Raw genomic sequence first — 12,635 nt, 5'->3', positions numbered from 1 at the left:
CCAATATTAGACAAAAAAAATATTCTTTGATCTTTTTTTAAATCGGTGGGTTACCTTTTAAAGATTGTGGTATTAATCTGTAAAATTAATTAATTATTTTAAACAGAATTCAAATGAAAAACTTATTCAAATTAGGCTTCGCAGCATTAGCAATCACTTTATCAGTAGCAGCTTGTTCAGGTGAGAAAAAAGCAGAAGGTACAGATACAACTGTAACTGATTCTTCAACTATCACTACTGATGTTGATACTACAGTTAAAGATTCAACTGTGAAAGATACTACAGTTAAAGCTACAACTACTGAAGTTAAAGCTGATACAGTTAAAAAATAGTCTTTACAAAAAGACTTATAAAAAGGCTTTGGGTTTTCCAAAGCCTTTTTTTTGTGCCCGCATTTTGGTACATTTGCCATTTGCAAAACCATTCTGATTCATGAATTTATCTCCATTACAAGCGATCTCACCAGTTGATGGCCGCTATAGAAACACAACTCAAAACCTTTCTCAGTACTTTTCTGAATATGCACTGATCAGGTACAGGGTCTTTGTTGAAATTGAATACTTTATCGCGCTGTGTGAAACCGGCCTTTCAGGCTTATCTGCGTTTGATAAATCAAACTACAGCCATTTGCGCGCTATTTTTAACGACTTTAACGACCAGGATGCGCAGGAAGTGAAAGACACGGAGAAAATTACCAATCATGATGTTAAGGCTGTCGAATATTTCATTAAAAAAAGGTTCGACAACTTAGGCCTGCAGGACTTTAAAGAGTTTATCCACTTCGGACTTACTTCTCAGGATATTAACAATACAGCTATACCCTATACTTTTAAACTGGCTTTAACTGAAGTTTATTATCCGCAGATCAGTCAGCTGATCAGCAGATTGCAAGAACTTGCGGGCGACTGGAAAGACATCCCCCTGCTGGCACATACGCACGGGCAGCCGGCTTCTCCCACAAAACTGGGCAAAGAGTTCCTGGTTTTTGCAGAAAGACTGGAAATCCAATCGAATAACCTGAAAAGCATTCCCAACAGTGCTAAGTTTGGAGGAGCTACAGGTAATTTCAACGCACACCATATCGCTTATCCAGGTATCAACTGGGTAGATTTTTCGAATAACTTTGTCAACAATATCCTTGAACTGAACCGTGCACAGCACACGACGCAAATTGAACACTATGATCAGTTTGCAGCACAATGTGATGCTTTGAAAAGGATCAATACCATTATTATTGACCTCGACAGGGATATCTGGGCATATATCTCCAAAAATTATTTCAAACAGAAAATCAAAGAAGGCGAAGTTGGCTCTTCGGCTATGCCACACAAGGTAAATCCTATTGATTTCGAAAATGCTGAAGGAAATGCAGGCATTGCCAATGCCCTGTTTGAATTCTTCGCCGCTAAACTTCCGATATCACGTCTGCAAAGAGACCTGACCGATTCTACAGTATTGAGAAACGTTGGTGTTCCAATGGCACACACGGTGATTTCGATCTCTTCTACCCTTAAAGGACTAAACAAACTGTTGTTGAACAATGATGCTATTGCGGCTGATCTGGAAAACAACTGGGCAGTAGTTGCCGAAGCGATACAGACTGTATTGAGAAGAGAAGCCTACCCTAATCCATATGAGGCGCTGAAAGACCTTACACGTACAAACGAGAAGATTACAGCGCATACAATGGCTGCCTTTATTGATGGCCTGCAAATTGATGAGGACCTGAAGCAGGAATTAAAGCAAATTACGCCTTTCAACTACACAGGCGTGTTTTAACATATAATGACCTAAAACAGACATCGATATCTGGATTTGAATCCCGAATTATTTATTTTTGTAAGAAAAAGAGACCATGACTATTAACGTATATACAGAACAAACACCGAATCCTGCCACTATGAAGTTCATGGTAAATAAACTTCTGATCAATGGCAGCGAAGATTTCGCCACACGGGAGAGCGCCGAGCACTCGCCATTTGCGAAAGAGCTATTCAAGTTTAATTTTGTAAGCGGAGTGTTCTTTGCGAGTAACTTCGTTACCATTACAAAAACTGAAGATGCTGAATGGGCAGATATCGAACCAATTTTAAAAGAGTTTGTTAAGGGTGCTGTTGAATCAGAATATAAAATTAAAGAAGCTACTGCCGAAGAAACACCGGACTTTGAAGGTACAGACCTTGAGGTAAAAATACAGCAGATCCTGCATGACTATGTTCGTCCTGCTGTTGAACAGGATGGTGGTGCGATCAGCTATAAGTCATTTGAAGAAGGTGTGGTAACTGTAGAACTTCGTGGTTCATGCAGCGGATGCCCTTCATCTACCATCACTTTGAAATCGGGTATCCAGAACCTGTTACAGCGTATGGTTCCTGAAGTGAAAGAAGTCGTTTCCAACGCTTTATAATCCCGATGGTACTGGACTGATCCGGACGAAATGATATAAAAAGGTGATCATGTAAAAACGATCACCTTTTTTGTTTATTTAAAATTTCTTTGCAGTGCTTCGAGCATTTCTGCATCCAGCAAGCCATTGGTTGCCAGTATCTCACGCTGATCGATAAACTCATCGCCGCCACTAAAATTCATGATCTTACCCCCTGCCTGCTGCACAAGGTAGGCACCTCCCGCAACATCATAGGAGTTGAGGTTATATTCAAAGAAAGCATCAAACCTGCCGCAGGCTACATAAGCCAGATCTACAGCCGCTGATCCTATTCTCCTTAAACCATGTGTTTTCTGCATCAGTTCAGACAGCAGCTGCATATACTGCGCTTGCTTGTCAAACTGGTAATATGGAAAGCCGGTTGCCAGTAAACTATCTGAGAGATGAGCCCTTTGAGAAACCCTGATCTCCTCATTGTTCAGAAAGGCAGCTGCACCTTTATAACTGTGAAACATCTCTGCTCTGTTGATCTCATAAACCACCCCTAATACGGGCTTATCCTCCTCATATAAAGCAATGCTGATGGAATAGGTTGGCAGGCCATGAATAAAGTTTGTGGTACCATCCAGCGGATCAACGATCCAGTTATAGGTTTGTCCCCTTGTATTGACAGTATCCTCTTCAGTTTCAAAACCGGCACCCGGTATAAGTTTGGAAAGGTTATCTACCAGCTGCTCTTCAGCAGTTTTGTCTACATAGGATACCAGATCATTCAATCCCTTCAATTCAATGGCCGAAGCATTGAAATTCATCGATTCCTTCCGGATAAAATTGCCTGTCAACCGCGTGATAGCGATTACCTGTTCACTCAGTAATTCGTAATTCAAATCTTTAAATTTAGTAGTTCGCGTGTTTTTCTTTATTTCTTACAGCAAACACAACAAGGAGCAGGCCACAAATGAACAGGATTGATGAGATCAGTTCTGCCTGTGTGAAAGATAGTCCCCCAACATGGTACCTGGTGTTTACACGAATCAGTTCAACCGTAAAACGTTCAAGTCCGTTCATCATCAGATAAATTCCGAACATCATTCCCGGCAGCTTAATCTGTTTGCGGATACGCCATAAAATCAGGAACAGGATAAAACAAACGATTACTTCATACAGTGGCGTAGGATATACTGGTAAAGGAAGCACATTGCAGAAACGTCCGCCGCAGCCGGGAATAGGAATACCTTCCATCGCGACATTGTTCGGATAAGTATAGGCCCATAGCCAGTCGGGCAGCCAGCCAAAAGGTTTGGGATGCAGATTCACAATCCCCCAGTCGCCATCACCGGACAAATGACAACCAATCCGGCCAACGCTATAGGCAAGCATCATACCTGGTCCGCCTACATCCAGCATATGTAAAGGTTTGATCCCATTTTTCTTTGCTATATATAATACGGCTGCCCCTCCGCAGATCAGGCCACCATAAAAGGTCAGTCCGCTGAACGAAAGCAAACCACCAATAGGGTCTTTCACAAAACTATCCCAGTGCTCCAGGTTATCAAAGATCTTTGCACCCAGTAAACCCCATACCGCAGCCCATACGATCATGTGGCCGGTCAGCTCATAAGGATGTTCAATTACTTCTACCTGTTTAGGCTGGCTTAGTTTAAACTTGCTCTTCTCTTTGTAATCCCAGTAAGCAAAAATTGCCGCAAAAACCACTCCGCCTAAAAGGCTTCCTTTTGAGGAGAGCAGTATGCCCTGTGAATCATTGACAAACAAACGGTAGTTCAGAAAGGCATAGACAAGTTTGTAACCGATCAGGAAGCCGAACAGACCGTTCATTAATATCTCATTCGGAGTTGCAGGTTTGCCAACTGTCAGGAATTTCTTAACAGGATGCAGTATGCCCAGGTCCTCTTTGCGTTTCAATTCTTCGGTAAAAGCCCAGTATCCGGCTACAAAAGCTAGCGCGACAAGCAGTCCAAAAGTATTTAGGGGTAAAGGGATCTGTACACCGAAAACATATTCAATAAAATGGGATACCGTAGGGAACATTTGCGTAATTTTTTTTTACGCGAATATAGGATTAATGTGCTAGAACTTCTTCAGTTTCCATAACTTCTACCTCGCCGTCAGGAGTCATTTCCACAAGCTTCACAGTTTTAATCTCATTGACCATTACGGGATCATATTTAGCTTTTACCTTCACGTAGTTTTTGGTGAAGCCATGCATGTATCCGTTTTTCTGGTCGTCTTCAAACAGTACTTCTCCTACAGAACCTATCTGCGACTGATAGAATACCCTGCGTTTTTTATCCGATAGGATATGCAGCATTTTACTTCTGTCCGCACGGGCACTGCCTGCAACTACACCGGCCATATCAGCAGCTTCGGTTTGTTCACGCTCCGAATAAGTAAATACGTGGAGATAAGAGATATCAAGTTCATTTAAGAACTGGTAAGTATCCAGGAAGTCCTCATGGGTCTCTCCGGGGAAGCCTACAATTACGTCCACACCTATACAGCAGTTGGGGATCAGTGCTTTAATCGTAGCCACCCGTTCTATATATAAATCCCTGCGGTAGCGTCTTTTCATCAGCCCGAGGATCTTATCAGAGCCCGACTGCAGTGGGATATGGAAATGGGGAACAAATCTTTTTGAGCCTGCCACAAAGCTGATGATCTCATTGCTTAACAGATTGGGCTCGATAGAGGAGATACGGATCCTTTCAATCCCTTCTACCTCGTCCAGCGCCTTTACCAGGTCAAAGAACTTGTCTTCACGCTGACCATTGCGGATACCAAAATCTCCCAGGTTAACACCGGTCAGTACTATTTCTTTTACACCGCTTTCAGCAATCTGCCTTGCGCGGTTAACTACGTTTTCTATGGTATCACTCCTGCTGCCGCCTCTTGCCAACGGAATTGTGCAGTAAGTACAGGGATAATCGCAGCCATCCTGAACTTTAAGAAAGGTTCTTGTGCGGTCGCCAATTGAATAAGCAGCAATAAAATTATGGTTTACTTTTTCTATGTTTTGCTGATGAACAACTGCTTTTGGCAATTTAGTGAGATCAGAAATATATTCTACTATACGGAATTTCTCAGCTGCACCCAGCACCATATCTACGCCCTCGATCTCAGCGATCTCTGCCGGTTTGAGTTGTGCATAACAGCCAACGATAGTGATGTAAGCATTCGGAGCATACTTCAATGCCTCTTTCACCACTTTGCGGCACTTTTTATCCGCGTGTTCGGTTACTGAACAGGTATTGATTACATATACATCAGCAGCGTCGGTAAAATCTACCACAGCATAACCTGCATCAGTAAAAAGACGGCCAATGGTTGAAGTTTCAGAAAAATTCAACTTGCAACCTAATGTATAAAATGCTACTTTCTTCATCCGTATATAATTGCTCAACCGGCGATACACTAAATTTAATAGCCTTACCGGATGCATCCAAAATGCAAAGATAACTTTTTAGACGGGCTTATGAACGACAAACAATGAGCGGATTGTCAAATTTTATGAATTACTGTCATTCCAGCGGTAGCTCTCCTGTTCCAGTCCTGCGAGATCAATTACCCTGCTCACTACCGTTTGTGCAACCTCAGCAATAGTTTGTGGTATGCTGTAGAAAGATGGATTCGCAGGACAGATGATTCCGCCGGCTTCAGTAACTGTTTTCATGTTATTGATATGGATCAGGCTGAATGGCGTATCCCTGACTACCGCGATCAGTTTTCTGCGTTCTTTCAAGACCACATCTGCAGCCCTTGAAATAAGGTCGTTTGATATGCCATGGGCGATTCTGCCCAGCGTACCCATCGAACAGGGAATGATGATCATCGTATCAAACTTGGCCGAGCCCGATGCAAACGGTGCGTTAAAGTCCATTTTCTGATAGAAATCGAAAGAATAGTTATCGTAATCAGTGTTGCCCAGCTCAAAGCGCCATACTTCTTTCGCATTATCCGACATCACTACACCCACCTTTTCAATCTGGGAAGATAAAGACTGCAAATTGTCCATTAGGAGTTTAGCGTAGATAGAACCGCTGGCGCCGGTAATGGCAACGATGATTTTCTTCTTTTTCATAAGGTCCGTAAAGATACATAACGTACAGGAACAAAAAAGGGCCGAAAATAAATTTTCGGCCCTACATCTACCTATGAAAAACATACCCTTGAAAGGGTAAGCCCAAATGTAATATTCTTTTCGAATAAAACGAAAGTTTGAACATTCTTTTTTGGGCAAATGTTAAACATTTAACATTTGAATGTTAATTCCTGTGCAGGTATCCGTCTATAAGAATATGCGATATCAGCTTGCATTCGCCATTTAGCCCCTATTTATTCTGAATTCGTCTGTGAAATGAAATATTTTAAAAAAAGTCTATTCGCAATAAGCTGTTTATGAATTGTTTAAAAAATATTTCAAATTCTTCTTCAAAAAGATTTGTATAGATACATTAAAAGTGTACTTTTGTCAAACTGAAAAACATGGTGGTTTTAGCTCAGTTGGTTAGAGCATCGGTTTGTGGTACCGAGGGTCGTGGGTTCGAGCCCCATATTCCACCCAAGTTTTGAGAGCAGCCTGCAAAGGCTGCTTTTTTTGTTTAAAGACAAATTTAACAGAGAGCAAAACCTCACCTACATACAAATGATTGAGATTTATACCGACGGCGCAGCAAGCGGCAATCCAGGTCCTGGTGGTTACGGGGTGATCCTTCGTTCCGGCAGTCATTATAAAGAATTAAGCGGGGGCTTTCGCATGACCACCAATAACAGGATGGAACTGCTGGCGGTAATTGTAGGATTAAATGCCATCAAGAAACCCGGAGAGCAGGTAACTATATTTTCAGATTCCAAGTATGTAGTGGATTCGGTAGAGAAAAAATGGGTATTCGGATGGGTAAAAAAAGGGTTTGCCGGCAAGAAGAACAAAGATCTCTGGATGCGTTTTCTCGCGGTGTACAAACTTCATGACGTAAAGTTTGTATGGATCAAAGGGCATAACAGTCATCCTGAGAATGAACGCTGTGATGAATTGGCAGTTGCTGCAGGCAAACAAAAAAGCAGCCTCGAGATCGATACCGAATTCGAGGCTGAAAAAAACAGAAGTACTTTATTGTAACTAAGGTTTACTGGTTGATCTGACCGGCTTCGAGGGCGAACTCTGTCATCATATCTTCGGCCATCCTTACCATTTTCTTTGAACCGATAAAAATAGATGATCGCTGGTGCAGTTCTACTGGCTCCAGTTCCAGAATCCGTTTAAATCCATCAGATGCAAAACCACCGGCCTGCTCCACAATGAAAGCCATCGGATTACATTCATACAGTAACCTCAACTTACCGTTCGGAGAACTGGCCGTAGTTGGATAAATATATATACCACCCATAATCAGGTTGCGATGTATATCTGCAACCATGGATCCGATATATCTTGAGGTATATGGCCTGTTCGTAGCAGCATCATGCACCTGTGCATATTTGATATATTTCTTTACGCCTTTTGGAAAATGTACATAGTTACCTTCATTAATCGAATAAATATGCCCGTCTTCAGGGATTTTCAGGTCTGGATGCGAAAGACAGAATTCTCCGATGGAAGGATCAAGCGTAAAGCCGTTTACCCCCTTGCCTGTAGTATAAACCAACATCGTTGATGAACCGTAGATCACATATCCCGCAGCTACCTGCTCTGTTCCTTTTTGCAGAACATCAGCAATTGTTGCCATACCTTCGGTAGATTTTCTGCGGTAGATGGAGAAAATTGTACCTACAGCTACGTTTACATCTGTATTGGAAGATCCGTCCAGCGGGTCTATACAAACAATGTATTTCGCATTCTTGGATACCGGAGAATCGATCGGCACAAATTCATCTTCCTCTTCAGTAGCTACGATACAACACTCTCCACCACTCGTTAAAGCTGAAATAAATTGCGTATTAGCGAAAATATCGAGCTTCTTCTGTCCTTCACCCTGGATGTTGATTGTACCGGCATCGCCGAGGATATTTACCAAACCTGCCTTGTTCACTTCCCTGTTTACGATCTTGGCAGCAATGCCGATATCTCTCAATAATCTGGAAAGTTCGCCTTTGGCGTAAGAGAAATCAGCTTGTTTCTCAATGATGAATTGACCTAATGTTTTAATCCCTGACATAATTTACTTAGTGTATTTGATACGTTATCTATTACCTAATTCTATTGCCTCTAAGGTATGTATTTTTTCATCTGAAATACAAAAACGAATCAAAGTTTTAACTTTATGCCATCCGGATCTTCCTGCTGCACCGGGATTTATGTGCAAACATTGAATCCTGGGATCGAACATAACTTTAAGTATATGTGAGTGCCCGGTGATAAACAGTTTTGGTGGGTTATTGTAAATTTCTGTCTTGATACCAGGGGCATATTTCCCGGGATATCCACCGATGTGGGTCATCCAAACATCCACCTGCTCGCAGCTAAATCGTAAATGCTCCGGAAATTCTGCCCGGATCTCTTTGCCGTCAATATTCCCGTATACTCCCCTGAGTGGTTTAAAGGCAGCCAGCTTTTCCGACACGTCCGGCCCAAAATCACCGGCATGCCAGACTTCATCGCAATCTTCAAAATGCTTAAATACGGCATTATCCAGGTATCCGTGTGTATCCGACAGGAGTCCTATTTTTTTCATAATATTTTTTTGGAATGAAAATTTTTCATTGTATTGTGTGCTAAAATGCGAGGAAAAAATCCTTCAGCAACTGCTTGTATTGACCGGTGTATTCAGCCTGTGCTTCGTATATGTAAACATGTTCTTCCTTTAATGGTTTGACAGCATTGAAGCCGAGACAGATGATCTGCCTGAAGGCCGGCTTGCTTTTATCCGAATAAACATGAACAATATGCGCAGGATATAAGCTGTACAACACAGCGTTGACCCGCACTCTTTCAGCTTGTTTAACTGGCAGGATCATCCACAATGATCCGTTACTGCTTAATATTGATGCAGCTTTACGCATCAGCAGATCAAAGAAATCTTCGTCTGCATGCCTGGCTAATTCCTTTCTTTTCTCCGGATTTTTCAGGTCGTTGATAAAATAGGGAGGGTTGGATACTATCAGATCATATTTTACTGCAGCTGTAAATTTTTCAAATGCTAAAGGATATGCAGTCATCCTGTCTGCAAATGGAGAATGTATGAAATTCTTTTCCGCTGCAGCTGCTGCCGGGGGATCGATTTCAACGGCATCAACCTTTGCTTCTGCAAAACGCTGGGCAAGCATCATTGCAATTACGCCGGTGCCTGTACCAATATCTAAAATACTGCAGGCCTGCTGCTGAACAGCAATGGCGCCCAAAAGGACGCCATCTGTATTTATTTTCATTGCACAACCCTGCTGGTCGACTTCGAACTTTTTGAACTTAAAGATACTGCCCATCTCAGGATTCGTATATTTCAAGCGGTAAGCCGTCGGGATCGGTAAAAAACGTAAACATTTTCCCGGTATACTCATCTACCCTGATCTCTTCCGTTACTACCCCTTTCGCATTCAATTCAGCAGCTGCTGCAGCCACATCATCTACCTCGAAAGCCAGATGCCGCAGACCGCGCGACTCCGGTCTTGAAGGTCTTTCCGGAGGATTCTCGAAGGAGAAAAGCTCAATCTGGTAAAGTCCGCCGACAGAAAGATCCAGTTTGTGAGACCTCCGCTCAACCCTGTAAACTTCCTTTACAACTGTCAGGCCCAGTATGTTCACATAGAAATTTTTGCTCAGTTTATAATCTGAACAAATAATAGCAACATGATGAATTCTTTTTAACATTGAACAAATATAGAAGTTTTACTGACTGAGCAGAAAAGACAGCGGCATATTGTATCGTACCCTTACTGGAATGTTGTGCTGCATTCCCGGTTTCCATCTTGGCGACTTTTTAATTACACGCACAGCTTCTTCATCACAACCACCCCCTATTCCCCTGATGACAGAGACGTTGGAGATCGAGCCGTCCTTTTCTACAACAAAACTGATAAACACTTTACCTTGTATATCACGTTCCTGTGCAAGATCCGGATACCTGAGGTTACGCTGGATAAATTTTGTCCAGGCCCCCATTCCACCTTCAAACTCCGGATAGTGCTCTATCACTTCTGTGCTGTAAACGGTATTGTCTTCTGCAGGCGGTACACCAGTACCTGTGCCCGATCCGGCAACTGGTGTAACTGACTCATGGGTTGCTTCCCCATCCTGAGTGACCTGTCCTGTTACGGCATTCTCCACATCTTTGATAGTTGGTGGCGCCTCATCAAGTTCCGGCCGCTCCAGCACTGTTATACCTGAGGGTAGTTTTACAGTTTTCAGTTTTTCCCGAACCGGCTCCGCTTCGGGAAACTCCTTTTTTTGTTCAGGCGGTTTACTCAGGGCGGGTGGTACCGTAATAATTTCAACCGGAGTGGTCATAACGCCCTGTTCAATCTGCTGAGGAAAAATTTTTCTGTAAAGCGCTGGCCCTGAAAAGAGCAGAATAAAGGCAGGTACCACAATCATGAGCGACCTTGCGGTAATGGATGCGGATTCGGCTCGCAGCTGATATGCGCCATAAGCTTTATTCCTGTTTTTGAAAATCAGTTCAGTCCAGCTTGCTTTGTAAAGATCGGATGAAATATTAATCATGATGTTTAGAATTAGGTTCAGTAACATGATGACATAAATTACCCAATTCCATAACGAAAAAAGATTAAACTAAAGGAGATAAATGCCCCTGTTCGCCTATAAAGGAGGCATCAGAAATAACGTAAATTCCAATATCTTTTTTGGCGGTAAGGAATGCAACAAAGATCGCATGCCAAAGTTGTAGATTTTTGATTTTTTTACAAGATTTTGTTGATATTTTAATTATTAAAATTCTATTTTTGGTCAAATTTTAAAGAAACTAATGAAAAGCTTAAGAACAAATGCATTAAAAGAAGCACAAAATAGAGTTTCCCCGGAAGTTATCGCCCCATCGGTGAAGATTTCTGAGTTTTTCGGCTCTAATGTGTTCGATAGAAAGAAAATGAAAGATTTCTTATCGAAAGACGTTTATGAGAAATTGGTGTCGGCAATCGAGCAGGGAGAATTGATCAACTCTGATGATGCAAACCAAATCGCGACAGCAATGAAACATTGGGCTATGTCTAAAGGTGCAACACATTATACTCACTGGTTTCAGCCGTTGACTGGTTCAACAGCAGAAAAACATGATTCATTCTTTGAACCAAGCAGTGAAGGTGCAATTGAAAAATTTGCTGGCAGTGCATTAGTACAACAAGAGCCAGATGCTTCGAGTTTCCCGAACGGTGGTATCAGAAATACTTTCGAAGCCAGAGGATATACGGCATGGGATCCTTCTTCACCCGCATTTATTATGGAAAGCAAAGCTGGAAAAACATTATGTATCCCTACAGTATTTGTAGCTTATACAGGCGAAGCCCTGGATTATAAAGCCCCTTTATTAAAAGCATTAAACGCACTGGATAAAGCAGCAGTTGACGTTTGTCAGTATTTTGACAAAGGAATCAATAAAGTAACTGCTTCCCTGGGTATCGAGCAGGAATATTTCCTGGTTGATCTTGCATTGTTCAATGCACGCCCTGACCTGGCATTAACCGGCCGTGCTTTGTTCGGTCATATGTCTGCCAAAGGACAGCAATTGGATGATCATTATTTCGGATCAATTCCTGAGCGCGTATTTACGTTCATGGTAGATTTCGAAAACGAATCACTGAAATTAGGTATTCCTCTTAAAACACGTCACAACGAAGTTGCGCCATTACAATTTGAATGCGCTCCTATATATGAAGAAATCAACCTTGCAATTGACCACAATCAGTTGTTAATGGATGTGATGGAAAAAGTTGCCCGCAGACATAACTTCAAAGTGTTACTGCACGAGAAACCATATGCAGGTATTAACGGTTCAGGTAAACACAACAACTGGTCCCTGATTACTGACACTGGTAAAAACTTGCTGGCTCCGGGAAAAACTCCTAAAAATAACCTGATGTTCCTTGCTTTCTTTGTAAATACAATCAAAGCTGTACATGAGCATGCAGATTTATTGAGAGCAAGTATTGCTTCGGTAAGCAACGATCACCGCTTGGGTGCTAATGAGGCTCCACCGGCAATTATCTCTATTTTCCTAGGTCAGCAACTGAACGAAGTGTTAGACGAAATCGAGCACTCACGCATCAGCAAAAAGATCAAAGAAGA

14 protein-coding genes and 1 tRNA gene are annotated in these 12,635 nt (G+C 42.1%); 6 read left to right on the top strand and 9 right to left on the bottom strand.

Translation table 11 applies throughout. The features are described 5' to 3' along the window. Positions 1-113 precede the first annotated feature (113 nt). The 3 genes from ABWY16_RS09280 (at position 114) to ABWY16_RS09270 (ending at position 2,407) form a co-directional block, all read left to right on the top strand. On the top strand, positions 114-332 hold the full coding sequence (locus tag ABWY16_RS09280) for a hypothetical protein (RefSeq protein WP_353904367.1): 219 nt from the start codon (positions 114-116) through the stop codon (positions 330-332). Between the two features lie 100 nt (positions 333-432). Further along, entirely contained in the window at positions 433-1,779 is a 1,347-nt protein-coding gene (purB, locus tag ABWY16_RS09275; protein WP_353904366.1) for an adenylosuccinate lyase, read from the top strand. Between the two features lie 76 nt (positions 1,780-1,855). Beyond that, positions 1,856-2,407, top strand: a complete 552-nt coding sequence (locus tag ABWY16_RS09270) for a NifU family protein (protein WP_353904365.1) — start codon at positions 1,856-1,858, stop codon at positions 2,405-2,407. 74 nt (positions 2,408-2,481) lie between these two features. On the opposite strand, the gene ABWY16_RS09265 is transcribed toward ABWY16_RS09270, so the two are convergent. The 4 genes from ABWY16_RS09265 to ABWY16_RS09250 form a co-directional block, all read right to left on the bottom strand. After that, positions 2,482-3,273 (bottom strand): inositol monophosphatase family protein, encoded by a 792-nt coding sequence (locus ABWY16_RS09265; protein WP_353904364.1) that lies wholly within the window; start codon positions 3,271-3,273, stop codon positions 2,482-2,484. A 10-nt stretch (positions 3,274-3,283) separates the two neighbouring features. Then, positions 3,284-4,438, bottom strand: coding sequence for a prolipoprotein diacylglyceryl transferase (locus tag ABWY16_RS09260; protein WP_353904363.1), 1,155 nt, complete (start codon positions 4,436-4,438; stop codon positions 3,284-3,286). 31 nt (positions 4,439-4,469) lie between these two features. Further along, entirely contained in the window at positions 4,470-5,789 is a 1,320-nt protein-coding gene (gene mtaB, locus ABWY16_RS09255; RefSeq protein WP_353904362.1) for a tRNA (N(6)-L-threonylcarbamoyladenosine(37)-C(2))-methylthiotransferase MtaB, read from the bottom strand. 123 nt (positions 5,790-5,912) lie between these two features. After that, positions 5,913-6,485, bottom strand: coding sequence for a UbiX family flavin prenyltransferase (locus ABWY16_RS09250; RefSeq protein WP_353904361.1), 573 nt, complete (start codon positions 6,483-6,485; stop codon positions 5,913-5,915). Positions 6,486-6,891: 406 nt separating this feature from the next. Between ABWY16_RS09250 and ABWY16_RS09245 the strand changes: the two genes are divergently transcribed. Together ABWY16_RS09245 and rnhA are read left to right on the top strand one after the other, a co-directional pair. Beyond that, positions 6,892-6,967: transfer RNA gene (locus tag ABWY16_RS09245), tRNA-His, on the top strand. 82 nt (positions 6,968-7,049) lie between these two features. Next, on the top strand, positions 7,050-7,523 hold the full coding sequence (gene rnhA / locus ABWY16_RS09240) for a ribonuclease HI (protein ID WP_353904360.1): 474 nt from the start codon (positions 7,050-7,052) through the stop codon (positions 7,521-7,523). Positions 7,524-7,530: 7 nt separating this feature from the next. On the opposite strand, the gene fbp is transcribed toward rnhA, so the two are convergent. From fbp to ABWY16_RS09215, 5 genes are read right to left on the bottom strand one after another with little or no spacing between them, the layout of a single operon-like run. Next, positions 7,531-8,559 (bottom strand): class 1 fructose-bisphosphatase, encoded by a 1,029-nt coding sequence (gene fbp, locus ABWY16_RS09235; protein WP_353904359.1) that lies wholly within the window; start codon positions 8,557-8,559, stop codon positions 7,531-7,533. 24 nt (positions 8,560-8,583) lie between these two features. Continuing rightward, the gene (locus tag ABWY16_RS09230) at positions 8,584-9,075 is read right to left on the bottom strand and encodes a metallophosphoesterase family protein (RefSeq protein ID WP_353904358.1); all 492 of its coding nucleotides are present in this window, start codon (positions 9,073-9,075) and stop codon (positions 8,584-8,586) included. A 40-nt stretch (positions 9,076-9,115) separates the two neighbouring features. Next, positions 9,116-9,844: a tRNA1(Val) (adenine(37)-N6)-methyltransferase gene (locus ABWY16_RS09225; protein ID WP_353904357.1), complete on the bottom strand. Its 729-nt coding sequence runs from the start codon at positions 9,842-9,844 to the stop codon at positions 9,116-9,118. Then, positions 9,825-10,208 carry an SMU1112c/YaeR family gloxylase I-like metalloprotein gene (gene gloA2, locus ABWY16_RS09220; protein WP_353904356.1) on the bottom strand — a complete coding sequence of 128 codons (384 nt, stop codon included), beginning with the start codon at positions 10,206-10,208 and terminating at the stop codon, positions 9,825-9,827. The genes ABWY16_RS09225 and gloA2 overlap by 20 nt, the downstream gene beginning before the upstream one ends. Before the next feature lie 18 nt (positions 10,209-10,226). Beyond that, a complete protein-coding gene (locus ABWY16_RS09215; protein WP_353904355.1) occupies positions 10,227-11,057 on the bottom strand; it encodes an energy transducer TonB in 831 nt (276 codons plus the stop codon). A 262-nt stretch (positions 11,058-11,319) separates the two neighbouring features. On the opposite strand from ABWY16_RS09215, the gene ABWY16_RS09210 reads away from it, so the two are divergent. Beyond that, on the top strand, positions 11,320-12,635 hold a 1,316-nt coding region (locus ABWY16_RS09210; protein ID WP_353904354.1), incomplete at its 3' end, for a glutamine synthetase III domain-containing protein.

This window comes from Pedobacter sp., assembly GCF_040513095.1.
Classification (GTDB): Bacteria; Bacteroidota; Bacteroidia; order Sphingobacteriales; family Sphingobacteriaceae; genus Pedobacter.
The sequence above is the reverse complement of the archived record's forward strand: the minus strand, read 5'-3'. Positions and strand labels throughout refer to the sequence as shown.

What these genes read in the sequence shown, in the direction of transcription:
- ABWY16_RS09280 (WP_353904367.1), top strand. Translation starts at nt 114, where the DNA reads ATGAAAAACTTATTCAAATTAGGCTTCGCAGCATTAGCAATCACTTTA.
- purB (WP_353904366.1), top strand. Translation starts at nt 433, where the DNA reads ATGAATTTATCTCCATTACAAGCGATCTCACCAGTTGATGGCCGCTAT.
- ABWY16_RS09270 (WP_353904365.1), top strand. Translation starts at nt 1,856, where the DNA reads ATGACTATTAACGTATATACAGAACAAACACCGAATCCTGCCACTATG.
- ABWY16_RS09260 (WP_353904363.1), bottom strand. Translation starts at nt 4,438, where the DNA reads ATGTTCCCTACGGTATCCCATTTTATTGAATATGTTTTCGGTGTACAG.
- mtaB (WP_353904362.1), bottom strand. Translation starts at nt 5,789, where the DNA reads ATGAAGAAAGTAGCATTTTATACATTAGGTTGCAAGTTGAATTTTTCT.
- ABWY16_RS09250 (WP_353904361.1), bottom strand. Translation starts at nt 6,485, where the DNA reads ATGAAAAAGAAGAAAATCATCGTTGCCATTACCGGCGCCAGCGGTTCT.
- rnhA (WP_353904360.1), top strand. Translation starts at nt 7,050, where the DNA reads ATGATTGAGATTTATACCGACGGCGCAGCAAGCGGCAATCCAGGTCCT.
- fbp (WP_353904359.1), bottom strand. Translation starts at nt 8,559, where the DNA reads ATGTCAGGGATTAAAACATTAGGTCAATTCATCATTGAGAAACAAGCT.
- ABWY16_RS09230 (WP_353904358.1), bottom strand. Translation starts at nt 9,075, where the DNA reads ATGAAAAAAATAGGACTCCTGTCGGATACACACGGATACCTGGATAAT.
- gloA2 (WP_353904356.1), bottom strand. Translation starts at nt 10,208, where the DNA reads ATGTTAAAAAGAATTCATCATGTTGCTATTATTTGTTCAGATTATAAA.
- ABWY16_RS09215 (WP_353904355.1), bottom strand. Translation starts at nt 11,057, where the DNA reads ATGATTAATATTTCATCCGATCTTTACAAAGCAAGCTGGACTGAACTG.